Below are 23,686 nucleotides of genomic sequence, written 5' to 3'. Positions count from 1 at the left end.
TCAGCTTTCTGGCCCGTTTTTTATTTCTCCGCTTTATCTGGTAAGGTCATCACTCTTATAAAGAACAATAATAAGAGGAAAATATGACGAAAACTGCTCTATCCCATCCCTCCCTAATCGCACTTGATGGCGGTATTAATTTTCGTGACCTTGGCGGTAATCAGGCTGCTGATGGGCGGCGTATCAAGCGCGGATTGCTATTCCGCTCAGGTTCACTCGACCGCTTAAGTACCCGAGATTGTGATTTCCTCAGTAGTGGCTCCGTCGCTCAAATTCTTGATTATCGCGATGCTGATGAAGTTCAGGCCAAACCCGATGTGGTATGGCACGGAGCCAGTTATCATAATATTCCAGCCAATCCGTTGAGCAGTGAAGTCAACGCCAATTTGGAAAAGCTGACTAACGAGACATTAGCGGCATTTGATGCCCGTGGTTTTATGTTAGAGCTTTATCGCCGGCTGCCTTTTAATAATCAAGCCTATAAACAACTGGTTGGATTGTTGCAAAATTGCGCATCTTCGGAGCATGCTGCTGCGGGTGTGGTACAACATTGTGCTGTCGGGAAAGACCGTACTGGTATTGGTTCTGCACTGGTGTTATTTGCCTTGGGTGCCGATGAATCGACGGTATTGGAAGATTATCTGTTGACTGAAACCACTCTGGCCCCTTTTCGTGAACATATGCTGGCAGAGTTGGCACTCAAACTGAATGACCAAGCGTTAGGACAATTCGCTTTTGTCTTATCGGCCAAAGAAGAGTTTATTCAAACGGCTCTGCGTAGCATTGAAGAGCGTTATAGTAGCCGTGAGCACTGGCTGCAACAGGAGTTTGGTCTTGGTAGCGCTGAGCGCGAAAAGTTACAGTCCTATTTTTTAGAGTAGTGGTTTATCTACCCGGAATATTTCTGATCTTTATGGTATTGAGTCACCACTGGGTGGCTCTTTTTAACCGCTTAATGATACAAACTACCGCTTAACCAGATCGCTGATATTTCTCTTAGGGCCCAGGCGTATGTTAACGCCTGACAAATTCCCTGGAGAGAATGCTCATGCAACATGCGATTACCTTTGTTATCGCTTCAGCGTGTATCCTTATGATCTGCTACCGTTTATACGGTATCTTTTTTGTTCGTAAGGTTTTGCGCGTCGATGACAGTGAAGTAACACCTTCCCACACCTTCGAAGATGGTAAAGATTACGTTCCAACTAAAAAATGGGTGAACTTTGGTAGCCACTTTGCGGCAATCGCTGCGGCTGGTCCATTGGTCGGCCCTGTGCTGGCAGCCCAATATGGTTATTTACCTGGTTTTCTGTGGTTGCTGATCGGTTGTGTGATCGGCGGCGCGGTTCACGATACGGTTGTTCTGTTTGCTTCCATGAAACATCAGGGGAAATCCCTGTCGGAAGTGGCAAAATCAGAGCTTGGCCCGGTTGCTGGCTGGTGTACCGGTCTGGCAATGTTGTTCATCATTACTATTACCATGGCCGGGTTGTCGATGGTGGTGGTACATGCACTGGAACGTAACCCTTGGGGTACTTTCGCCGTGTTCATGACAATCCCTATCGCTATCTGCGTTGGCTTATGGGAGCGCATGACTGGCAGCATGAAGGGCGCTTCTTATGTCGGTATCGCTGCTATCATGGTGTGCGTATTTGTCGGCCCTTATATTGAAGGAACCTGGCTGGGCGATTGGTTAATGCTGAAAGCGGATACCGTCAGTATCATTCTGCCAATGTATGCTTTCTTTGCGACCGCCCTCCCAGTGTGGATGCTATTAACCCCTCGTGGTTACCTTTCCAGCTTTATGAAGATCGGTGTATTCGGTGCGTTGATTGTTGGGGTTGTATTTATTAACCCTGAAATTCAATTCCCAGCATTGACCCAGTTTATTCATGGTGGAGGCCCGGTTCTGGCAGGCCCAGTCTGGCCGTTTATCTCTATTACCATTGCCTGTGGTGCCATTTCTGGTTTCCATGCCTTTATTGGCTCAGGGACAACACCAAAACAGATCGACAAATGGAGTGATATCTTACCCGTCGGCTTTGGTGCGATGCTGGCCGAATGTATGGTTGGGGTTATGGCCTTGATCGCGGCGACCTCCTTGCATCCTGCTGACTACTTTGCGATTAACTCTTCCGCTGAAGCCTGGAGTATGCTCGGTATGGAAGTGGTGAACCTGCCAAAACTGAGTCAGGAAATTGGCCTGGATCTCTATGGTCGTACCGGTGGTGCGGTAACCTTAGCTGTTGGTATGACGGATATCTTCATTCGTGTGCCATGGTTCAGCAGTCTGGCGGCTTACTTCTTCCAATTTGTTGTTATGTTTGAAGCGGTATTTATTCTGACTGCTGTTGACTCCGGCACGCGTGTTGCTCGTTACCTGCTGCAAGACTTCTTAGGTGATATTTGGGCACCACTGAAACGTACTGATTGGTTACCAGGTACATTGGCATGCAGTGTTATTGCCTGCGCACTGTGGGGTTACCTGCTTAACTCAGGTGATATCAACTCTGTCTGGGCGTTATTCGGCGTATCAAACCAATTAATGGCTTCTGTTGGTTTAATCATTGGTGCCACTATTATTCTGCGGTTGGCAACCAAACGTATTTACATGCTGACCTGTGTTATCCCACTGGCCTATCTGTTTGTAACCGTAAATTATGCTGGTTACTGGATGATCACTCACGTGTATTTCAACTCAGCAGCTAAGGGCTACAATCTGTTCAATGGCATCATCTCGATTATTATGATGACACTGGGCGTCATTATCCTGATATCAGCACTGAAAAAATGGCGTGAACTGTGGATCCGCCGCTCTGCTGAAATGGCTGGCAATAAAGTAGTGACGGCTAACGCCTGATATCTTTGATTCATTGCATTAACCTGCACTCTTTCTTACTTGAAGTTGCAGTGTGGCCAGTGGCTCCGGCTTAAACGAATCACTGACTTGAGTCAGATTATTAGGATTCGTTCGTTGGCAGCCTTGCTGTAACGGCAATGATCTTGAGTCTATAAACGGTCGGAATCTTCCGGCCGTTTATTTTTTGTTAAACAAAGATCACGACACATTGGGTATGCTAATAGCAACTATGTTGCTAACAGGAAAATGCATGTGACCCTGAATGATGTCATTACTATCATTATCGATTTTGTTCGTGAACACGAAGCATGGGCCATTCCTATCGTCTTTATCCTGGCTTTTGGTGAGTCGCTAGCTTTTCTTTCTTTACTGCTACCTGCAACGGTCATCTTGCTCGGATTGGGGGCGCTTATCGGTGAAAGTGGTATCTCTTTCTGGCCAATTTGGGCCGCTGCTGCGGCCGGTGCTTTCTTTGGCGATTGGCTCTCTTATTGGATTGGTGTCCATTACAAAGACCGAGTAGGCACTTTGTGGCCACTTTCCCGCAATCCTCAGTTACTCGTTCGTGGCCATGCATTCTTTGAGCGTTGGGGATTCTTTGGCGCGTTTATTGGCCGCTTCTTTGGCCCACTACGCGCAGTTGTTCCTTTGGTTGCCGGGATCTGTGCTATGCCAAAGTTCTATTTTCAGTTAGCCAACATCACTTCCGCTCTAATTTGGGCCTTCGGTATTCTGGCTCCGGGCGCGTTCGGCATTCAATGGCTATCTCACTGGATAGATTAAGTACGTAAGTGGTTCGCCGTTCGTCAATGGATAGCTGTTTTAACCTATTTTGGGTCGCAAGGTGAGCGTTTTTTGGACTGTGTGTTATTTATGCGCACAGCTTCGCAAGATAGCATGTAACGGAAAAACACTCTGGACATCCATACAGTATCCCCTTACCTTGACTGACAATAGGTTAATGGGGAGATAACCGTGGATATCAGTTTATTTTATGGGCTGGCAGGCTGCCTTATCGGTGGACTTATTGGTTGGCTAATTGCCAGCTTGTACCAGCAACGGAATAAAGCGCAACAGGATATAGAACGGCGATTACTAGGGCAGTCCTTACAGCAGGCGCAGCAGAATATTGTCGAGCTACAAACTGCTTTACAGCGCAATGAGCAGCAATTACGGCAAGATGAATTGGAACAACGTAGTTTGCACAGTCAATTGGCAGCAAATGCTGAAAAACTGCAACAGTTAGCTCATTGGCGTAATGAATGTGATCAACTCAATCAAGAACTCCGTGCTCAAAGAGAAGTTAATAGCGCCCAAGAGGCGGAACTGCGCGAAGTCACTATCCGTTTGGAAGAAACGCGTCTGACTGGCGAGGAAAAACAGCGACTCCTCATTAACAGTGAACAGCGGCTGACCACACAATTCGAAAATCTGGCGAACCGCATCTTTGAACAAACTGGCCGTCGTGCGGACGAACAAAATAAACAAAGTCTGGACCGCTTATTACTGCCTTTACGGGAACAGTTGGATGGTTTCCGCCGTCAGGTTCAGGATAGCTTTGGACAGGAAGCCAGAGAGCGCCACACGCTGACCCATGAAATACGCAGTCTGCAACAATTGAATGCTCAAATGGCGCGAGAAGCACTAAACCTGACTAAAGCACTGAAAGGTGATAATAAAACGCAGGGGAACTGGGGGGAAGTCGTTCTGGCTAAAGTGCTTGAAGCTTCTGGGCTGCGTGAAGGTTATGAGTATCAAACTCAGGTAAGTGTAAAGCTTGATAGCAACAGTCGTATGCAGCCAGATGTCATTGTGCGCTTACCACAGGGTAAAGATGTGGTGATTGACGCTAAAATGTCGTTGGTTGCATATGAGCGCTATTTTAATAGCGAAGATGACGCAGAGCGGGAAGTAGCACTCAATGAACATTTATCATCGCTGCGCGCCCATATTAGAATGTTAGGCCGTAAGGATTACCAACAACTTCCAGGGTTGCGGTCGCTTGATTATGTATTGATGTTTATTCCGGTGGAACCTGCATTTCTGGTGGCTATTGATCGCCAGCCAGAGTTGATAAGTGAAGCACTACAGCACAATATTATGTTGGTTAGCCCGACAACATTGCTGGTGGCTTTGCGGACGATTACTAATTTATGGCGTTACGAGCATCAAAGCCAGAATGCACAGCGTATTGCCGATAGGGCAGCCAAACTCTATGACAAGTTGCGCTTATTTGTTGATGATATGGAGTCGTTGGGGCAAAGCCTCGATAAAGCGCACCTAAGTTATCGTCAGGCAATGAACAAACTGTCGCAAGGCCGTGGTAACCTGATTGGGCAAGTAGAAAGTTTTCGCACTCTGGGGGTCGAGGTAAAACGGCCTATTAGCCCATTACTGGCAGAAAGAGCCAGCGCTGAGCATCAACCAGAAGGCGATTTAGCGCTATCTGATGATGCTGAGTCAGAGACATATCCAAAGCAATCAGGATTGCAGTAAGGCAACATGAGTGGCACCGCTGAGTTAGCTTATAATCAGTGACGCGGATGAGAGCTGCTAATGCCGCTGTAGTTTTGTGTAAGAAGGATATAAATGATTCGGCACCGCTGAAGTATCAGGGTTAGTTGCATGGTCCTCTTCTGTATGATGTTGAGAATACTGCGAATAAGCAGTTACCTTAATACCAGGTGAGGTGGGGCTTTCATCGGAGTTCTGGTACACTTCCTCGAAAGATTGGCTGAAAAGCAGGCACAGAAAATGGTAGATCAGGAGAAGGAAACCACTCATTTTGGTTTCCGCACCGTAGCCAAAGAACAGAAAGAAGGCATGGTGGCAGAAGTTTTTCATTCCGTAGCCGCCAAATACGATCTGATGAATGACCTGATGTCGTTCGGTGTTCACCGTATTTGGAAGCGTTTTACCATTGATTGTAGTGGTGTTCGGCGCGGTCAACGGGTATTAGATCTGGCGGGTGGCACCGGAGATTTAACGGCCAAGTTCTCTCGCCTTGTGGGTGAGCAGGGTGAAGTGGTTCTGGCTGATATCAATGAATCGATGTTGCGTATGGGTAGAGAAAAGCTACGTGACAAAGGTATTGTAGGTAATGTCAGTTATGTGCAGGCTAATGCTGAGGCTTTACCTTTCCCTGATAATTACTTTGATTGTATTACCATTTCATTTGGCCTGAGAAATGTAACCGAAAAAGAAAAAGCCTTACGCTCTATGTTTCGGGTATTAAAGCCCGGTGGTCGTTTGTTGGTTCTCGAATTCTCCAAACCACTTCTGGAACCTTTGAGCAAAGCCTACGATGCTTATTCCTTCCATATTTTGCCCAAGATTGGCGAACTTGTGGCCCAGGACTCTGAAAGTTACCGTTATTTAGCGGAGTCTATTCGGATGCACCCTGATCAAGAAACGCTGAAAGGCATGATGGTAGATGCTGGGTTTGAAAACGTAACCTATTCCAATTTAACCGGTGGCATTGTTGCGTTACATCGGGGCTTTAAGTTTTAACAGGAATATGGCTATGCCGCTAAAATCACTGATATCTAAAACCTTCTCACTGAAACCTATGTTGCTGTCGCAACTCATTACTGCTGCGATAGAAACATCATTAAACAGTGTGCTGTTTCGCGATAAAAGCATGAAGGCTGCACGTTTACGCTTGGTAGGGAAAGTCCTGCGGATCGAGTTACGTGAGATCAATTTTCCTTTGCTGCTGGTATTTAGTGAACGGCAGGTTGATGTGTTAAGTCAATGGGATGGTGATGCGGATTGCATAGTTAAAACGGAAGTTGCTGTGTTGGCAAAACTGCGGGATCGCCAGCAACTTTCACCTTTGATGCGTAGCGGTAAACTGATTGTTGAAGGCGATATACAAGTGGTTCAGCAAGTTGTCGCGCTTTTGGATCTTGCTGAGTGGGATCCGGCTGAGTGGCTGGCGCCCTACATCGGTGATATTGCCGCGGAAACCATCGGGCAGGTTGCGCATAAAAGTAGCTATTTTCTGAGTGGGCAATTGCAGCAGCAACAACACTATCTGGCTGAAGCAATAACCGAAGAATGGAAAGTGGCTCCAGCACCGCTGGAAGTGGTGTGGTTTAACGAAGAGGTTGATGCCACAGCCCGTGCAACTGAGGCATTGAATGCCAGATTGGCAACCATGGAGAAAAAATAATGACGCCAGGAGAACTTCGGCGCCTGTATCTAATTATTCGGGTTTTCTTGAGCTACGGGTTAGATGAGTTAATCCCGAATATCCGTTTGACGTTACCACTACGTATTGGCCGTCATCTGTTTTTCTGGTTGCCGAATCGACATAAAGATAAGCCATTGGGTGAGCGTTTACGCCTTGCCTTACAAGAATTAGGACCAGTCTGGATCAAATTTGGTCAGATGATGTCCACTCGCCGTGATCTCTTCCCACCGGAAATTGCCGATCAACTTGCCCTATTACAAGACCGGGTTGCTTCATTTGATGGCGCACTCGCACGAAAGTATATTGAAATAGCAATGGGTGGACCATTAGAAACCTGGTTTGACGATTTTGATCAGCAAGCTTTAGCCTCCGCCTCAATTGCTCAGGTACATACGGCGCGTTTAAAAGAGAACGGTCAGGAAGTGGTCCTAAAAGTGATTCGCCCTGATATCTTGCCGATTATCAAAGCAGATGTGCGCTTGATGTACCGGCTGGCTGGCTGGGTACCTAAGTTGTTGCCTGATGGTCGTAGATTACGACCACGCGAAGTGGTGCGTGAATACGAAAAAACCCTGCTTGATGAGCTGAACCTGCTGCGTGAGGCAGCTAATGCTATTCAATTACGTCGTAATTTTGAAGACAGCCCAATGCTTTATATTCCCGAAGTCTATTCCGATTATTGCCGGGAAAGTGTATTGGTGATGGAGCGTATTTACGGCATTCCGGTATCTGATATTACGGCTTTAGAAAGCCAAGGTACCAATATGAAGTTGCTGGCCGAACGTGGGGTTCAAGTCTTCTTCACCCAAGTTTTTCGTGACAGTTTTTTCCATGCAGATATGCATCCGGGGAATATTTTTGTCAGCTATGAGCATCCTCATGATCCACTTTACATCGGTATTGACTGCGGTATTGTAGGCTCACTGAACAAAGCAGATAAGCGCTATCTGGCTGAAAACTTTATTGCTTTCTTTAATAGGGATTATCGGCGGGTTGCGGAACTGCACGTTGATTCAGGCTGGGTTCCCCGTGATACCAATGTTGAGGATTTTGAGTTCGCTATTCGCACCGTTTGTGAACCCATTTTTGAAAAACCACTGGCCGAAATATCGTTTGGACATGTGTTGTTGAATCTCTTTAACACTGCGCGCCGCTTTAATATGGAAGTGCAGCCACAGTTGGTTCTGCTACAAAAAACCTTATTGTATGTCGAAGGCTTGGGTCGTCAGTTATATCCTCAGCTTGATCTCTGGACAACAGCGAAACCGTTCCTGGAAAGCTGGCTACGGGATCAAGTCGGTCTGCCTGCTGTTATCCGGGCATTGAAAGAAAAGGCGCCTTTTTGGGCAGAAAAATTCCCTGAGTTGCCGGAATTGGTTTACGACAGCTTGCAGCAACATAAATTATTACAGCAAAGTGTTGATAAACTAACCACCCAGATGCAAGGTCAGCAACAACGTCAGGGTCAGTCACGGTATTTGTTCGGTGTTGGCGCTACACTATTAGTCAGTGGTACCATTTTATTTTTGGCGGATGCGGTAGAAATCTCTACGGGGTGTATTATCGCAGGCGTATTGGCTTGGTTTATCGGTTGGCGACGAACCAGTTAATTTGTTTATTGCTAAGAGTGCCGGTTAATGGGCGAGAGCATAGCTTGGGCGTTATGTATGAGTGTTATGTAAAAGTTGTTCAAGAAGTCATTCATCAGTTAAAAACGCTATGCGCGAGTTCAAAATGCGGTAAGTTAGATTAGTATCCAAAGAGGCAGTATGACGTATAATGCGGCCCTCTGTGGAATAACCCCTGTAATATAGAGGTGAATGTGATGGGCGGTATAAGTATTTGGCAGTTGTTAATCATTGCCGTGATTGTCGTTCTGCTGTTTGGCACTAACAAACTGCGGACTTTAGGGTCAGACTTGGGTGCATCCATCAAAGGCTTTAAAAAGGCAATTGGTGATGATCCACAGACTCCTCCAACTAACACTGATAAAACCAGCAATGATGCTGATTTTGCAAAATCGATTACTGAAAAACAGCAGCCGGTAGTTAAAGCTGAAGAGTCTAAGAGTCACGACAAAGAGCAGGGATAAGCTGTGTTCGACATCGGGTTTAGTGAACTGCTGCTGGTACTTGTGATCGGCCTAGTCGTGCTTGGGCCGGAAAGATTACCGGTTGCTGTAAGAACGGTTGCCGGTTGGATTCGTACACTACGTTCACTGGCGGCAACCGTACAAAACGAGTTGGCACAAGAACTTAAGATTCAAGAGTTGCAAGACAGCCTGAAAAAAGCAGAACAGGCTGGCTTGCAGAATCTGACACCGGAGTTGAAAGCTTCGATGGATGAACTTAAGGAAGCCGCAGAAGCGCTGAAACGTTCTTATCACTCAGACGTTAGCTCCCAGGCACCGCATACTATCCATAATCCGCTGGTGACTGAGCCGGAAGCGATTCATGATGGTGTTACGCCTGCGGAGTCCGCAACTCAAGTTTCGGCATCACCGCAAATTCCTGATGTCGATAATGCGGGCGCGTTGGTGACAATTAAACCAACTGTTGAAACTGAGCCTGCTGGCGTTGAGAAACCTGTAGTTCAGGTTGAGGAATCTGTTAAGCCTATTCCTACTGTAGCCGGGGATCTTGTGACTGTTACGAATCCATCCGTAACCAAGGCCCAAACTACCGCAACTGACTCCCATAGCACTGATTCATTCAGTACTGAACAACCTCGAACTCACCAACCTGGCGGCGATCGGTAAACATGGCTGTTGATGATACCCAACCCCTAATCACTCATTTGATAGAACTGCGTAAGCGGCTATTGAATTGCATAATCACTATTTTGGTGGTTTTTCTGGTATTGGTATTTTTTGCCAATGATATTTATCACTTGGTATCAGCACCGTTAATCAAACAGTTGCCCGCCGGTGCCAGTATGATCGCAACAGATGTTGCATCGCCTTTCTTTACCCCGATTAAATTGACTATGATGGTCTCGGTGTTTGTTTCCGCACCGATGATCCTTTATCAGGTGTGGGCTTTCATTGCCCCAGCGTTATATAAGCATGAACGCCGTCTGATGGTGCCGCTGCTTATCTCCAGCAGCCTATTGTTTTATCTGGGTATGGCATTTGCTTACTTTGTGGTTTTCCCGTTAGCTTTTGGTTTTTTTGCCAAAACAGCACCGGAAAGCGTGCTGATTGCCACGGATATCACTAAATACCTTGATTTTGTTATGGCGCTCTTTATGGCTTTTGGTATTTCTTTTGAAGTCCCAATTGCGATAATTCTATTGTGCTGGGCAGGGGTTACAACGCCCGAGGCATTGAAGAAAAAACGCCCTTATGTATTTGTCGGCGCTTTTGTTGTCGGCATGCTTCTCACCCCGCCTGATGTGCTGTCTCAGACATTATTGGCGATCCCGATGTATCTGCTATTTGAGGTTGGGGTGTTCTTTGCTCGTTTTTATACGGGTAAGCAACGCCGGGTAGATATTGACGAAGAGGATGAAGAAGCGGATAGCCATCCGAAAGTGCCTTAAATCTGTGGGTATATGCCTGGATATTTTAGCCGCCCTTTGAGGCGGCTTCTGTTTTGGAACGCTCATGTTTGATATTGGTGTGAATTTAACCAGCGCGCAATTTGCCAAAGATTACGATCAAGTGGTCAACAGAGCCAAAAATGCTGCAGTTACCGGTATGCTTATTACGGGTACTGATGCTGAAGAAAGCCAGGCAGCACTGGAGCTTACCCTTGCCTATCCTGGCTACTGCTGGTCAACTGCGGGTGTTCATCCCCATCAGGCGAGTTGTTGGCAAATAGATGTTGAACAGCAAATCAGATTATTAGCCGCGAATGCTGCAGTAGTCGCTATTGGTGAATGCGGACTGGATTTTAACCGCAATTTCTCTACTCCAGTAGCACAAGAAGTCGCATTTACTGCACAACTGGCGCTGGCTGCCGAACTCGAACTGCCGGTGTTTTTACATTGCCGCGATGCTCACGAACGTTTCATTGCCTTGCTTGCGCCTTGGCTAGATAAACTCCCCGCTGCGGTTGTGCATTGTTTTACTGGCACGGCTGATGAGTTGGACTCTTGTCTGGCATTAGGCTTATCTATTGGTATTACCGGTTGGGTGTGCGATGAGCGTCGTGGTCTTGAGCTACGGGCGTTACTGCCACGTATTCCTGTTCAGCAATTGTTGCTAGAAACAGATGCCCCCTATTTATTGCCAAGGGATTTACATCCTAAGCCGGCATCCCGCCGCAATGAACCCTGCTTTCTACCCCATATCGTCCAGCAGGTTGCTGTCTGGCGACAAGAAGACCCTAAATGGCTGGGGCAGAAAACTGATGAAAACGCCCGCCGGATTTTCCGGTTGGTTTGAGTTAGGAGAACAAGATGAGCTATGCATTTCCGGGCACCTTCCCTGGTCGCCGTATGCGCCGTGTGCGCCGTCATGATTTCAGTCGTCGTCTGGTCGCAGAGAATCAGCTGACAGTCAATGACCTGATCTATCCGGTGTTTGTTATGGAGGGGACTAACCAGCAGCAAGCCGTCCCGTCAATGCCGGGTGTTTCACGTATGACGATCGATCTGCTAGTGAAAGAAGCTGAGGCCATAGCTAAGCTAGGTGTGCCGGTCATATCGCTGTTTCCAGTGATTGAATCTAGCTTGAAATCATTACATGCCGAAGAAGCCTATAATCCGAATGGCTTGGTACAAAGAACCGTACGTGCGTTAAAGGACGCAGTACCAGAGTTAGGTATCCTTACTGATGTTGCTCTCGATCCTTATACAACCCACGGGCAAGATGGGGTAATTGATACCGATGGTTATGTCATTAATGACATAACTAAAGAGATTTTAGTCCGTCAGGCGTTATCACACGCCGAGGCTGGTGCCGAGATTGTCGCGCCAAGCGACATGATGGATGGACGCATCGGTGCAGTGCGCTCTCAACTAGAGCTACAAGGGTTGGTGAATACGCAAATTATGGCCTATTCAGCGAAATATGCGTCTTGCTACTATGGCCCATTCCGTGATGCCATTGGCTCTAGCAGTAATCTGAAAGGTGGGAATAAGAAAACCTATCAGATGGACCCGGCCAATAGTGATGAGGCTTTACAAGAGATTGCTCAGGACTTGCAGGAAGGTGCTGATATGGTAATGGTTAAGCCGGGGATGCCATATTTGGATGTGGTACGTAGGGTGAAAGATACCTTTGGTGTGCCGACCTTCGCCTATCAGGTGTCAGGCGAATATGCTATGCATATGGCTGCCTTCCAGAATGGCTGGTTGCAAGAGAAACCAACCGTTATGGAGTCTCTGTTGTGCTTTAAGCGTGCCGGTGCTGATGGAGTATTAACTTATTTCGCCAAGCAAGTCGCACAATGGTTATATGACGATCATATGCAACGTTAAGCCACGGGGATGGTTGTTGATAAGGTAGGTACCGAGCGTGCCTACCTTGGCAGATATATTATTGCTTTTCGAATTGACGATTATCCAAACTTTGCATCACCTGGCTATTAAGCATGTTCAGTAACAACATTGAGCGCGCTTCACCGTCTGGTTCAGTATAAATCGCCTGTAACCCAGCAAAAACACCCTCAGTGATCGTCACGATATCGCCTGGAACCGGCACCTCTGGATCAATGATTTTATCCGTTGTATGAGATTGCATCTCGGCAATAACAATTGCTGGGATCACTGCGGGTTGTGCGCCAAAACGGACGAAGTGGCTTACACCACGCGTTGCGCTGATTGTTGTGGTGTGAATATGTTCAGGATCGAACTCCACAAACAGATAGTTAGGGAATAAGGGCTCAGTCGCCTCAGTGCGTTTCCCTCGCACTATCTTTTCGATAGTCACTATCGGTGTCCAGCAATCCACAGTTTGCCGCTCTAAATGTTCCTTGGCGCGCAAAAGCTGACCACGTTTACAATATAATAAATGCCAGTGTTTCATAATTTCACATGCCTTTAAGTACTACTTGGCAGCATAACAAAAGTAGAAGGATATATATAGAGAGGAAGAATACATCAGTTCAGGATATATAGTTTGTTATACAAAGATTTAGTCTATTTTATATCGACAAAATCATATTTGTACTGATGATAATTAGCGATAAATTGCAGCATGATATTTTTTTGAGTGAGCCTGTATTCATTTTTAACAAAAAGACAGCAACTGCTATAAAGACAGCCTATAATGGCGCATCACATAGCCGCCGAAATGATCAGCATGAAATACCGTGACTTACGTGACTTCCTCTCGTTGCTGGAACAGAGGGGTGAACTTAAACGTATTAGCCAGCCCATTGATCCCTATCTGGAAATGACAGAAATTGCCGACCGTACCTTACGCGCTGGTGGGCCTGCATTACTGTTTGAAAATCCTAAGGGTTACACAATGCCCGTATTGTGTAACTTGTTTGGCACGGCCAAACGGGTTGCCATGGGCATGGGGCAAGAAGATGTCAGCGCACTGCGAGATGTTGGCAAGTTGTTGGCTTTCCTGAAAGAGCCGGATCCGCCGAAAGGTTTCCGTGATTTATTCGATAAACTGCCGAAATTTAAGCAAGTGTTGAATATGCCAACGAAATGCTTGAGTTCGGCTCCTTGTCAGGAGCAAGTTTGGCAGGGCGATGATGTCGATCTTAGCCGCATTCCAGTTATGCATTGCTGGCCTGAGGATGCAGCTCCGTTAGTATCGTGGGGGCTGACTATTACGCGTGGCCCGCATAAAGAGCGGCAAAACCTGGGTATCTACCGCCAACAAGTGTTGGGTAAAAACAGATTAATTATGCGCTGGTTATCCCATCGTGGCGGCGCTTTGGACTATCAAGAGTGGTGTGAAGCACACCCTGGTGAACGTTTCCCCGTCGCCGTCGCCTTGGGCGCAGATCCTGCGACTATTCTGGCTGCGGTAACCCCGGTCCCCGATACGCTGTCTGAATATGCTTTTGCCGGTTTGTTGCGCGGGCATAAAACAGAGGTCGTAAAGTGCCTTTCCAACTCACTTGAAGTTCCTGCGAGTGCAGAAATTGTATTGGAAGGATATATTGAGCAGGGTGATATGGCGCCAGAAGGCCCTTATGGTGACCATACGGGTTATTATAATGAGGTAGATAGCTTCCCTGTTTTTACGGTCACACATATTACTCAGCGCAAAGATGCAATTTACCATTCCACTTATACGGGTCGTCCACCGGATGAACCTGCGGTGATGGGGGTTGCGCTGAATGAAGTGTTTGTTCCTATTTTACAAAAGCAATTCCCGGAAATTGTTGATTTCTATCTTCCGCCCGAGGGGTGCTCATACCGGCTGGCTGTTGTAACCATCAAGAAACAATATGCAGGGCATGCTAAACGCGTAATGATGGGGGTTTGGTCGTTTTTACGTCAGTTTATGTATACAAAATTTGTTATTGTTTGTGATGATGATATTAATGCTCGTGATTGGAATGATGTCATTTGGGCAATTACGACCCGAATGGACCCATCCCGCGATACGGTGTTGATTGAAAATACACCAATAGATTATTTGGATTTCGCTTCACCGGTTTCCGGTTTAGGATCGAAAATGGGGCTGGATGCCACCAATAAGTGGCCTGCTGAGACTTCGCGTGAATGGGGGCGTCCAATTAAAATGGATGAAGACGTTCGCGCCCGTATTGATGCTATTTGGGATGAGCTCGCCATTTTCAGTGACAAAGAGACGAAACGCTAACCGGCGTCGATTTTGTCCTTGGTTTTGCATTTGATGACCCGACAGAGGGAAGGCATGACAACTTTAAGCTGTAAAGTAACCTCCGTAGAGGCCATTACCGATACGGTGTACCGGGTGCAATTGGTGCCTGCATCTGCGTTTTCTTTCCGTGCTGGGCAGTATTTGATGGTAGTAATGGACGAGCGTGATAAGCGCCCATTTTCTATGGCATCCACGCCGTTGCAGCAAGACTTTATCGAGCTGCATATCGGGGCGTCGGAACTGAATCTGTACGCCATGGCAGTGATGGACCGTATTCTGAAAGAGAAAACGCTGGATGTGGATATTCCTCACGGAGAAGCATGGTTCCGTGAGGGCAGTGAACGTCCATTGGTCCTGATTGCTGGCGGCACTGGTTTTTCCTATGTGCGTTCAATTTTATTGGCGGCGTTAGCCGAGCAACCTGACCGTGAAGTGTCTGTTTATTGGGGGGGGCGCGAAGCCGTGCATTTATATGATCTAAACGAGCTGGAAGCGCTGTCAATTAAGTATCCACAGTTGAAAGTTATCCCAGTGGTAGAGCAGCCGGAAGATGGGTGGCGTGGCCGCACAGGAACGGTATTGAGTGCTGTATTACAAGACTATGGCTCTCTTGCTGAGCAAGATATCTATATCGCTGGCCGTTTTGAAATGGCTAAAATTGCTCGTGAGCGTTTTTGTGCTGAGCGCGGCGCTCAGGAAGCGCATATCTATGGTGATGCTTTCGCCTTTATCTAATTTACCGGTCATATTTGAAGCTGCATCGGTGTTAGCTGCCTTCATGCAACTTGAATTATTTTGGGTATATTAAGATTTTATCCATATTGTTGTTTGTATCGCGGATAAAAAAAGCCCGCCCCTGACAGGCGGGAAAACGGCAACTAAACACCAGGTACAGCGGTTATAAGGGCCTGTATTCAGGCCCTTAATATTTTTTAGGTTAATTCGTTTGGAGGTTATACGCGTTCAAAAATGGTCGCAATGCCTTGGCCTAAACCGATACACATGGTTGCCAAACCGAACTGCACGTCACGGCGTTCCATCAGATTAAGTAAGGTGGTAGAGATACGAGCACCTGAACAACCCAGTGGATGGCCTAATGCAATAGCGCCACCATTCAGGTTCACTTTGTCATCCATGCTTTCCAGCAGACCCAACCCTTTCAGGCAAGCCAGCGACTGAGCTGCAAACGCTTCGTTTAATTCAAATAAACCAATATCTTCCAAGGTTAGCCCGGCACGTTTTAATGCCAATTGGCTAGCGGGCACGGGGCCATAACCCATGGTTGATGGATCGCAACCCACCACGGCCATTGAGCGAATACGGGCACGCGGTTTTAAACCTAATGATTTAGCTCGGGATTCACTCATGATAAGCATGGCAGAAGCACCGTCGGATAATGCAGATGATGTTGCGGCAGTCACCGTGCCATTGACCGGATCAAAGGCTGGGCGCAATGCTGCCAAACCTGCGAGATTAGTTTCCGGGCGAATAACTTCATCGAAATCAAAACGTTTCAGGATACCATCAGCATCATGCCCATTGGTGGCGACAATCTCACTGGTAAAATGGCCCACCTGAGTCGCGGCATAAGCGCGTTGGTGAGAGCGAACAGCAAATTCATCTTGAGATTGGCGACTGATATTGTAGATTTTTGCCAGCATTTCAGCAGTTAATCCCATCATTCCGGCGGCTTTCGCCACAGTTCGGCCCATACCTGGATGGAAGTCCACACCGTGATTCATTGGCACATGACCCATATGCTCTACGCCACCAATCAAACTGATTTGTGCATCACCCACCATGATGGCTCTGGCACCATCATGTAAAGCTTGCATTGATGAACCACACAGGCGGTTAACAGTAATGGCCGGTACGCTATGGGGGATTTCTGCCAGTAAAGAAGCATTGCGAGCGATGTTAAAACCCTGCTCCAACGTCTGCTGTACACAACCCCAATAGATATCGTCAATTTCGGCCGCGTTTAGCCCAGGATTACGGCTCAGAACCTCACGCATTAAGTGAGCGGAGAGATCTTCAGCCCGAACCTGACGGAATGCGCCCCCTTTGGAGCGGCCCATCGGTGTACGGACGGCATCAATAATGACTACATTTTCCATATTTTCAGGCCTCATGCCGGTTGACTGGTAGAAACATCAAGCAGCGCTGCTGCCACAGGATAATAGCTTTCGTTGTGTTCAGCTTTGGCTCTCAGCCCTACGGGGACTTGATACAGCGCGCCAAGGTGAGCATAGCGCTGGGCCATTTCGACATAGTTTGTACTGCCGATAGTATCGAGATAACGGAACACACCCCCGTGGAAAGGAGGGAAGCCAAGACCATATACCAACGCCATATCACCTTCGGCTGGGCTGGCAATAATGCCTTCTTCCAGGCATCGCACCACTTCATTGATCATCGGTATCATGGTGCGGGCAATAATATCGTCGTCACTGAACTTCTGAATCGGTTGGCTAACTGTTGCCAGCAAGCTATCTACAATTTCGTCATTTTCTTTACGCGGCTTACCTTTTGCATCTTGGGTATAGCGGTAGAAGCCTTGGCCATTTTTTTGGCCAAATCGTTGGTTATCGAACATCACGTCAACCGCATCGCGATAATCTTTGTTCATCCGATCAGGGAAGCCAACGGCCATCACGGCTTGTGCATGGTGTGCGGTATCAATACCCACGACATCTAGCAGATAGGCTGGTCCCATCGGCCAGCCAAACTGTTTTTCCATCACTTTATCGATTTGGCGGAAGTCAGCACCGTCTCTAACCAACATGCCAAACCCAGCCAGATAAGGGAATAACACGCGGTTAACGAAGAAGCCTGGGCAATCATTAACCACTATTGGTGTTTTACCCATTTGTGTGGCGTATGCCACCACCGCAGCGATGGTTTTATCTGAGGTTTTGCTGCCACGAATGATTTCAACCAACGGCATGCGGTGCACGGGGTTGAAGAAGTGCATACCGCAGAAATTCTCAGGGCGTTTAAGTGATTTTGCGAGTTGGTCGATAGGGATTGTAGAGGTATTAGAAGCAAGTACCGTATCTTCGCCGATCAGTGCTTCAGCCTCTGCCAGCACCGCAGCTTTGATTTTGGGATTTTCCACTACCGCTTCCACAATGACCTGAGCACGCTCAATGCCGGTGTAATCCAGAGTGGGTTGGATAGTCGCTAAAATGTTTGCCATTTTCAGGCCATCCACTTTGCCGCGTTCCAACTGTTTATTCAGTAACTTGGCTGCTTCGTTCATCCCCAGGGTCAGGGATTTGTCATTAATATCTTTCATAATGACTGGCACACCTTTCAGTGCTGACTGATAGGCAATCCCACCCCCCATAATCCCGGCGCCCAAAACTGCTGCTTGTTTCGGTGCACTAGCACCTTTCGACAGTTTTTTCGCCTGCCCTTTCACAAATTGGTCGTTGAGGAATATCCCAACTAACGCGCGCGCTTCATTGGAACCCGCCAACGGGACAAAACTGTTGGTTTCCAGTTTCAATGCTTCAGCTCGGCCAAGTTTAGCGGCCGCTTCGATGGTTTTTACTGCAACCAGTGGTGCTGGGTAGTGCTTCCCGGCGACTTGCATCACCATGCCTTTAGCAATGGTAAAGCACATGGTCGCTTCAGTTGAATTGAGTTTCAGTGGGTCAAGTTTCGGCTGACGCGCGGCTTTCCAGTTCAGCTTGCCGTCAATCGCCTGTTTCAGCATGATTAGGGCGGCATCGGCCAGTTTTTCGGGGGCGACAACGGCATCAACCAAACCAATTTTTAATGCTTCAGCGGCATTCACATCTTTGCCTGCGGCAATAATTTCTAATGCACTGTCCGCCCCTAACAAACGTGGTAATCGCACGGAGCCGCCAAAGCCTGGCATGATGCCCAACTTGGTTTCCGGCAGACCGATCCGTGTTTCTGGCGAGGCAACACGGAAATCTGTGGCCAGAATACATTCACAGCCACCACCTAATGCATATCCATTGATCGCAGAAATGGTCGGAACCGGTAAATCTTCCAGACGGTTGAAAATATCATTAGCAAAAACCAACCACTGGTGCAGCTTTTCTGGTGGGGCATTAAACAGGGATAAAAACTCGGTGATATCGGCACCGACGATAAAGGCCGCTTTGGCGGAGCGCAACAGCAACCCTTTGAGTTCGCTTTGTTTCTCTAACACCGTTAGGGCTTCACCCAGATTGGCTACAGTTTTAGTATCCAGCTTATTTACTGAACCCGGTGCATCAAACACCAACTCGGCAATGCCGTTTTCCAACCAGTGAAGCTGTAGTGTTTCGCTTTGGTAGAGCATATCTATCTCCTGAATAAGCGCATGTGATCTGGTATGACCAGATATTCAGGAAGTGTGGATATTTTGTTAACGAATTGCAAATAAGAGATTGATTTTTTGCAGTGAAGATCACAGTCATTCAGATGGGGTAATTGATTTCTATCATATTTATTCGCAGTGGATTGGAGGGGGAAATATTCAGTTTTGGGGGCGGATAATGTATTTGATAGGCAGATAAGCGGTCGCTAAAACATGATTCTGGCGACTATGATAAGATGAAAAAAATTAAGTTCTAATAGCAAAGGGTACTGTGATGGAAACGCTGGCTTCTTTATATAACGAACATTTATCCACTCTACAACAGCGCACCCGCGATGTGCTGGAACGCCATCAGTTAGACGCTTTACTGATTCATTCCGGTGAGTTACAACGTATTTTTCTCGATGACCGTGACTATCCTTTTAAAGCCAATGCGCAGTTCAAAGCTTGGGTGCCGGTCACTCAAGTACCAAACTGTTGGTTATGGGTCGATGGGGTTAATACACCAAAATTATGGTTTTATTCCCCAGTTGATTATTGGCACAGTGTTGAGCCATTACCAGATAGCTTCTGGACCAAGGCTATCGATATCCAGCCATTAGCCAATGCAGATGATATTGCTCAGCAATTACCGGTGCAACGGGAGCGTGTGGCCTATATCGGTTATGCCCAACAACGTGCGCAGGCGCTGGGGTTTAGTGCTGAAAACATTAACCCGCAACCAGTATTGGATTACCTGCATTTCTATCGTTCTTATAAAACGGATTATGAACTGGCTTGTATGCGTGAAGCACAAAAGACGGCAGTTGTCGGCCATCGTGCAGCACATGAAGCGTTCCAGTCCGGTATGAGTGAGTTCGATATCAATCTGGCCTATCTGATGGCTACCGGTCATCGTGATACTGATGTCCCTTACGATAATATTGTTGCGCTGAATGAACACTCGGCGGTACTTCATTACACCACGTTCCAACATCAGCCTCCGGCAGAAATGCGTAGTTTCTTGATGGATGCCGGTGCGGAATATAACGGTTATGCCGCAGATCTGACTCGCACTTACGCCGCAAACAGTGATAGCGATTTTGCCGCGTTGGTTAATGACCTTAATACCGAGCAGCTTGAACTGATCAAAACCATTAAAAGTGGTGAGCGCTATACCGATTACCATATCCAGATGCATCAGCGCATTGCGAAGTTATTGCGTACGCATCATCTGGTTACCGGTATCAGTGAAGAGGCCATGGTCGAACAAGGCATTACCTGCCCATTCCTGCCGCACGGGTTAGGCCACCCTCTTGGGCTACAAGTGCATGATACTGCTGGTTTTATGCAAGATGATAAAGGCACCCATCTTGGCGCACCATCCAAATACCCTTACTTGCGTTGTACGCGTATTTTACAACCGCGTATGGTACTGACTATTGAGCCGGGTCTGTACTTCATCGAATCTCTGCTGGCACCTTGGCGTAACGGTGAGTTCAGCAAGTATTTCAATTGGGAACGTATTGATGCGCTGAAGCCTTACGGCGGTATTCGTATAGAAGATAATATCGTTATTCACGATAACCGGGTTGAGAACATGACACGTGACCTGAAACTGGCCTGATGCAGCCTTATCTAATCCCTGCAAGTCCGGTGACTATCAGCGAAGAGATCAAAAAAAGTCGTTTTATCACCTTGCTGGCCCATACCAGCGGGGTGAGTGAAGCGAAAGATTTTGTTCAGCAGGTTAAGCAGCAGCATCCCACCGCCCGGCATCATTGCTGGGCTTTTGTTGCCGGTAAGCCGACGGATTCGCAGCAATTAGGTTTTTCTGATGATGGTGAACCCTCAGGTACTGCGGGTAAACCTATCTTGGCTCAACTGATGGGGAGTGGTATTGGTGAGATAACCGCAGTAGTTGTGCGCTATTATGGTGGCATCAAACTCGGTACTGGTGGGTTAGTAAGGGCTTATGGTAGCGGTGTTCAACAAGCGTTAAAACAGATCGAAGTAAAATATAAAGTCCCACAGGTAGAATATACTTTGCAGTGTGACTATGGGCAGCTTGCCATAGTAGAAACCTTGTTACAGCAGGTTGAAGGCCAGATTATACGGAGTGAGTACGCACAATTCGTAACGCTTCATCTCTCTTTGCCAGCAACTCAAGCCAGTCAGACCGGGGACAAATTGCGTGATCTCAGTCGTGGTACGTTGCAATTGACGCCCATTTCGCAATAATCCCCATCCAAGTGAATTGCTAAGGAACGTGCCGGAATGCATTTTCGTGCCATAACCCGTATTGTTGGTCTGCTGGTCATCTTATTCTCTGGAACAATGTTTATTCCCGGACTGGTGGCATTGATCTATCGTGATGGTGCCGGCCGTGCCTTCAGCGAAACCTTTTTTGTTGCTCTGGCAATCGGCCTCTTTCTTTGGTTGCCGAACCGAAAACAGAAGCATGAGTTAAAGCCTCGTGAGGGCTTTCTCATCGTGGTTCTGTTCTGGACGGTGCTGGGCAGTGTAGGGGCATTACCTTTCTTATTCTCAGAGCGGCCTAATCTTTCATTAACGGATGCATTCTTTGAATCATTCTCCGGGCTGACTACTACTGGCGCGACCACATTAGTAGGGTTAGATTCACTGCCTAAAGCCATTCTATTTTATCGCCAAATGCTGCAATGGCTCGGCGGTATGGGGATAATCGTGTTAGCAGTGGCTATCCTGCCTATCTTGGGGGTCGGGGGAATGCAGCTCTATCGGGCGGAAATGCCTGGCCCATTGAAAGATAATAAAATGCGGCCCCGCATTGCGGAGACGGCTAAAACCCTGTGGCTTATCTATGTCTTACTGACCATTGCTTGCGCGCTGTCTTTATGGGGGGCAGGGATGTCGGTATTTGATGCCATCTCCCACAGCTTCTCGACAATTGCGATTGGCGGCTTCTCGACCCATGACGCCAGTATCGGTTACTTCAACAGTCCAACTATTAACACCATTATCGCTATCTTCTTGCTGATTTCCGGTTGTAACTTTGGTTTGCACTTCGCGGTATTGAGTGGGCGCAGTTTAAAAGTTTATTGGCGTGACCCTGAATTCCGTATGTTTATCTTTGTCCAATTGACACTGGTCGCCGTGTGTACCTTGGTGCTTTGGTATCATAATGTCTATAAATCCGGTCTGGAGACGATAAATCAGGCATTTTTCCAAGTAGTATCAATGGCTACTACTGCGGGTTTCACCACTGACAGTATTTCAAAATGGCCGTTGTTCCTGCCGATACTCTTACTATGTTCTGCGTTTATTGGTGGTTGTGCGGGCTCAACCGGTGGCGGCCTGAAAGTTATCCGTATTCTGTTGCTCTACCTGCAAGGTTCGCGTGAGTTAAAGCGACTGGTCCACCCGAATGCGGTTTATACCATCAAATTGGGGCGGCGGGCGCTGCCGGAACGAATCCTGGAAGCGGTCTGGGGATTCTTCTCCGCGTATGCTCTGGTATTTATTATTAGCATGCTGGCTATTATCGCGACCGGTGTTGATGAGTTCTCTGCTTTCGCGGCGGTGACTGCGACGCTGAATAACCTTGGCCCTGGTCTGGGGGTGGTAGCTGATAACTTCACGTCGATGAATCCGGCCGCCAAGTGGATATTGGTGATCACCATGCTATTTGGTCGGTTAGAAGTTTTCACCCTGCTGGTTCTATTCACTCCAACATTCTGGCGTGAGTAATTCTGCATAAGGAACATTGCAATGAAAGTTCTGATTCTTTACTCCAGCCGAGATGGCCAAACACAGACTATTGCTTCTTATATAGCTAAACAGTTATCAGCGGCAGCTACCTGTGAAATACAGGACTTATCGCAGGTAGGGCAAATCGATCTGAATCAATACCAGCAAGTCATGATTGGTGCGTCGGTGCGTTATGGGCACTTCAGCCCAGTATTGAGTAAATTCGTCAACAAACACGTTGAACAACTTAATCAGATGCCGAGTGCGTTCTTTGCGGTGAATCTGACAGCACGCAAGCCGGAAAAGCGATCCCCGCAAACCAATGCCTATGTGCGTAAGTTCTTACTCAGTACCCCGTGGCAGCCAACGCTATGTGCGGTATTTGCGGGCGCTTTGCGTTATCCCCGTTATCGCTGGATAGATCGGGTGATGATTCAACTTATTATGCGTATGACGGGCGGCGAAACGGATACCAGTAAAGAAGTTGAATATACGGATTGGCAACAGGTAAGCAGTTTTTCTCAGGATTTCTTGGCGCTACAGTACAAAAAATAGCAATAATGCCGTTTATCACGGCAAATCGTTGAAATAAAACGCGGTTGAAAAGTTTTTTCAAATTAGGGGTTGCAGGCTGTCAGGAACTCCCTATAATGCGCCTCCACTGACCGGGAACAACGAAACATACTTCGCCGGGTCAGGAAGCGAAAAGAATGATTTTGACTTCGAAAGAAACCAAAGAAACTCTTGACTCTTCAGCGGGAAAGCGTATTATCTGCCTCCCGCGTTACCGTAAGATTCGCCGAAAGGCAAACGGGTAACGAACGCTCTTTA

The 23,686-nt window shown here is 47.4% G+C and carries 21 protein-coding genes; 18 read left to right on the top strand and 3 right to left on the bottom strand.

Going from position 1 to position 23,686, the window contains the following annotated elements:
- Positions 1 to 83 precede the first annotated feature (83 nt).
- The 12 genes from V2A85_RS07365 (at position 84) to hemB (ending at position 12,479) form a co-directional block, all read left to right on the top strand.
- On the top strand, positions 84 to 881 hold the full coding sequence (locus V2A85_RS07365) for a tyrosine-protein phosphatase (RefSeq protein ID WP_420071164.1): 798 nt from the start codon (positions 84 to 86) through the stop codon (positions 879 to 881).
- 167 nt (positions 882 to 1,048) lie between these two features.
- Positions 1,049 to 2,860 (top strand): carbon starvation protein A, encoded by a 1,812-nt coding sequence (locus tag V2A85_RS07360; protein WP_372560033.1) that lies wholly within the window; start codon positions 1,049 to 1,051, stop codon positions 2,858 to 2,860.
- A 252-nt stretch (positions 2,861 to 3,112) separates the two neighbouring features.
- Positions 3,113 to 3,643 (top strand): DedA family protein, encoded by a 531-nt coding sequence (locus V2A85_RS07355; RefSeq protein ID WP_372560032.1) that lies wholly within the window; start codon positions 3,113 to 3,115, stop codon positions 3,641 to 3,643.
- A gap of 192 nt (positions 3,644 to 3,835) precedes the next feature.
- Positions 3,836 to 5,356: a DNA recombination protein RmuC gene (rmuC, locus tag V2A85_RS07350; protein WP_420071163.1), complete on the top strand. Its 1,521-nt coding sequence runs from the start codon at positions 3,836 to 3,838 to the stop codon at positions 5,354 to 5,356.
- 258 nt (positions 5,357 to 5,614) lie between these two features.
- Positions 5,615 to 6,370 (top strand): bifunctional demethylmenaquinone methyltransferase/2-methoxy-6-polyprenyl-1,4-benzoquinol methylase UbiE, encoded by a 756-nt coding sequence (gene ubiE / locus V2A85_RS07345; protein ID WP_083162004.1) that lies wholly within the window; start codon positions 5,615 to 5,617, stop codon positions 6,368 to 6,370.
- Between the two features lie 13 nt (positions 6,371 to 6,383).
- Positions 6,384 to 7,034 carry a ubiquinone biosynthesis protein UbiJ gene (gene ubiJ, locus V2A85_RS07340; RefSeq protein WP_372560030.1) on the top strand — a complete coding sequence of 217 codons (651 nt, stop codon included), beginning with the start codon at positions 6,384 to 6,386 and terminating at the stop codon, positions 7,032 to 7,034.
- Complete coding sequence (gene ubiB / locus V2A85_RS07335; RefSeq protein WP_372560029.1) at positions 7,034 to 8,665, top strand: ubiquinone biosynthesis regulatory protein kinase UbiB; 1,632 nt, start codon at positions 7,034 to 7,036, stop codon at positions 8,663 to 8,665. The genes ubiJ and ubiB overlap by 1 nt, the downstream gene beginning before the upstream one ends.
- 215 nt (positions 8,666 to 8,880) lie before the next feature.
- On the top strand, positions 8,881 to 9,147 hold the full coding sequence (gene tatA / locus V2A85_RS07330) for a Sec-independent protein translocase subunit TatA (RefSeq protein ID WP_083162010.1): 267 nt from the start codon (positions 8,881 to 8,883) through the stop codon (positions 9,145 to 9,147).
- Between the two features lie 3 nt (positions 9,148 to 9,150).
- Entirely contained in the window at positions 9,151 to 9,813 is a 663-nt protein-coding gene (gene tatB / locus V2A85_RS07325) for a Sec-independent protein translocase protein TatB (RefSeq protein ID WP_420071162.1), read from the top strand.
- A gap of 2 nt (positions 9,814 to 9,815) precedes the next feature.
- Complete coding sequence (gene tatC, locus V2A85_RS07320) at positions 9,816 to 10,595, top strand: Sec-independent protein translocase subunit TatC (protein ID WP_083162014.1); 780 nt, start codon at positions 9,816 to 9,818, stop codon at positions 10,593 to 10,595.
- 64 nt (positions 10,596 to 10,659) lie between these two features.
- Positions 10,660 to 11,442 (top strand): 3'-5' ssDNA/RNA exonuclease TatD, encoded by a 783-nt coding sequence (gene tatD / locus V2A85_RS07315; RefSeq protein ID WP_083162016.1) that lies wholly within the window; start codon positions 10,660 to 10,662, stop codon positions 11,440 to 11,442.
- Positions 11,443 to 11,456: 14 nt separating this feature from the next.
- Entirely contained in the window at positions 11,457 to 12,479 is a 1,023-nt protein-coding gene (gene hemB, locus V2A85_RS07310) for a porphobilinogen synthase (RefSeq protein WP_372560027.1), read from the top strand.
- 58 nt (positions 12,480 to 12,537) lie between these two features.
- On the opposite strand, the gene rfaH is transcribed toward hemB, so the two are convergent.
- Positions 12,538 to 13,026, bottom strand: coding sequence for a transcription/translation regulatory transformer protein RfaH (gene rfaH, locus V2A85_RS07305; RefSeq protein WP_372560026.1), 489 nt, complete (start codon positions 13,024 to 13,026; stop codon positions 12,538 to 12,540).
- A 267-nt stretch (positions 13,027 to 13,293) separates the two neighbouring features.
- Here rfaH and ubiD point away from each other — a divergent pair, with 267 nt between their 5' ends.
- Positions 13,294 to 14,790 carry a 4-hydroxy-3-polyprenylbenzoate decarboxylase gene (gene ubiD / locus V2A85_RS07300; protein WP_372560665.1) on the top strand — a complete coding sequence of 499 codons (1,497 nt, stop codon included), beginning with the start codon at positions 13,294 to 13,296 and terminating at the stop codon, positions 14,788 to 14,790.
- 54 nt (positions 14,791 to 14,844) lie between these two features.
- Entirely contained in the window at positions 14,845 to 15,546 is a 702-nt protein-coding gene (fre, locus tag V2A85_RS07295) for an NAD(P)H-flavin reductase (protein WP_420071161.1), read from the top strand.
- A 218-nt stretch (positions 15,547 to 15,764) separates the two neighbouring features.
- Here the strand turns inward: fre and fadA are convergent, their stop codons facing one another.
- Positions 15,765 to 16,928 carry an acetyl-CoA C-acyltransferase FadA gene (gene fadA, locus V2A85_RS07290; RefSeq protein ID WP_420071160.1) on the bottom strand — a complete coding sequence of 388 codons (1,164 nt, stop codon included), beginning with the start codon at positions 16,926 to 16,928 and terminating at the stop codon, positions 15,765 to 15,767.
- Positions 16,929 to 16,939: 11 nt separating this feature from the next.
- Positions 16,940 to 19,129 (bottom strand): fatty acid oxidation complex subunit alpha FadB, encoded by a 2,190-nt coding sequence (gene fadB, locus V2A85_RS07285; protein ID WP_420071159.1) that lies wholly within the window; start codon positions 19,127 to 19,129, stop codon positions 16,940 to 16,942.
- A gap of 292 nt (positions 19,130 to 19,421) precedes the next feature.
- Here fadB and pepQ point away from each other — a divergent pair, with 292 nt between their 5' ends.
- From pepQ to hemG, 4 genes are read left to right on the top strand one after another with little or no spacing between them, the layout of a single operon-like run.
- On the top strand, positions 19,422 to 20,753 hold the full coding sequence (gene pepQ / locus V2A85_RS07280) for a Xaa-Pro dipeptidase (RefSeq protein WP_420071158.1): 1,332 nt from the start codon (positions 19,422 to 19,424) through the stop codon (positions 20,751 to 20,753).
- Positions 20,753 to 21,367 (top strand): IMPACT family protein, encoded by a 615-nt coding sequence (locus V2A85_RS07275; protein WP_420071157.1) that lies wholly within the window; start codon positions 20,753 to 20,755, stop codon positions 21,365 to 21,367. The genes pepQ and V2A85_RS07275 overlap by 1 nt, the downstream gene beginning before the upstream one ends.
- 36 nt (positions 21,368 to 21,403) lie before the next feature.
- A complete protein-coding gene (trkH, locus tag V2A85_RS07270; protein WP_083162032.1) occupies positions 21,404 to 22,855 on the top strand; it encodes a Trk system potassium transporter TrkH in 1,452 nt (483 codons plus the stop codon).
- 21 nt (positions 22,856 to 22,876) lie between these two features.
- Entirely contained in the window at positions 22,877 to 23,410 is a 534-nt protein-coding gene (gene hemG / locus V2A85_RS07265; protein ID WP_420071156.1) for a menaquinone-dependent protoporphyrinogen IX dehydrogenase, read from the top strand.
- Positions 23,411 to 23,686: the final 276 nt, after the last annotated feature.

Source organism: Yersinia sp. 1252 StPb PI (genome assembly GCF_048593885.1).
Lineage (GTDB): Bacteria > Pseudomonadota > Gammaproteobacteria > Enterobacterales > Enterobacteriaceae > Yersinia > Yersinia enterocolitica_E.
The sequence above is the reverse complement of the archived record's forward strand: the minus strand, read 5'-3'. Positions and strand labels throughout refer to the sequence as shown.

Bases quoted from the DNA above. Each gene is read 5' to 3' on its own strand.
- fadA (WP_420071160.1), bottom strand. From the start codon at position 16,928: ATGGAAAATGTAGTCATTATTGATGCCGTCCGTACACCGATGGGCCGC.
- pepQ (WP_420071158.1), top strand. From the start codon at position 19,422: ATGGAAACGCTGGCTTCTTTATATAACGAACATTTATCCACTCTACAA.
- tatC (WP_083162014.1), top strand. From the start codon at position 9,816: ATGGCTGTTGATGATACCCAACCCCTAATCACTCATTTGATAGAACTG.
- ubiB (WP_372560029.1), top strand. From the start codon at position 7,034: ATGACGCCAGGAGAACTTCGGCGCCTGTATCTAATTATTCGGGTTTTC.
- fre (WP_420071161.1), top strand. From the start codon at position 14,845: ATGACAACTTTAAGCTGTAAAGTAACCTCCGTAGAGGCCATTACCGAT.
- V2A85_RS07365 (WP_420071164.1), top strand. From the start codon at position 84: ATGACGAAAACTGCTCTATCCCATCCCTCCCTAATCGCACTTGATGGC.
- rfaH (WP_372560026.1), bottom strand. From the start codon at position 13,026: ATGAAACACTGGCATTTATTATATTGTAAACGTGGTCAGCTTTTGCGC.
- tatA (WP_083162010.1), top strand. From the start codon at position 8,881: ATGGGCGGTATAAGTATTTGGCAGTTGTTAATCATTGCCGTGATTGTC.
- hemB (WP_372560027.1), top strand. From the start codon at position 11,457: ATGAGCTATGCATTTCCGGGCACCTTCCCTGGTCGCCGTATGCGCCGT.
- fadB (WP_420071159.1), bottom strand. From the start codon at position 19,129: ATGCTCTACCAAAGCGAAACACTACAGCTTCACTGGTTGGAAAACGGC.
- ubiD (WP_372560665.1), top strand. From the start codon at position 13,294: ATGATCAGCATGAAATACCGTGACTTACGTGACTTCCTCTCGTTGCTG.
- hemG (WP_420071156.1), top strand. From the start codon at position 22,877: ATGAAAGTTCTGATTCTTTACTCCAGCCGAGATGGCCAAACACAGACT.
- tatD (WP_083162016.1), top strand. From the start codon at position 10,660: ATGTTTGATATTGGTGTGAATTTAACCAGCGCGCAATTTGCCAAAGAT.
- ubiJ (WP_372560030.1), top strand. From the start codon at position 6,384: ATGCCGCTAAAATCACTGATATCTAAAACCTTCTCACTGAAACCTATG.
- trkH (WP_083162032.1), top strand. From the start codon at position 21,404: ATGCATTTTCGTGCCATAACCCGTATTGTTGGTCTGCTGGTCATCTTA.
- V2A85_RS07360 (WP_372560033.1), top strand. From the start codon at position 1,049: ATGCAACATGCGATTACCTTTGTTATCGCTTCAGCGTGTATCCTTATG.
- ubiE (WP_083162004.1), top strand. From the start codon at position 5,615: ATGGTAGATCAGGAGAAGGAAACCACTCATTTTGGTTTCCGCACCGTA.
- V2A85_RS07275 (WP_420071157.1), top strand. From the start codon at position 20,753: ATGCAGCCTTATCTAATCCCTGCAAGTCCGGTGACTATCAGCGAAGAG.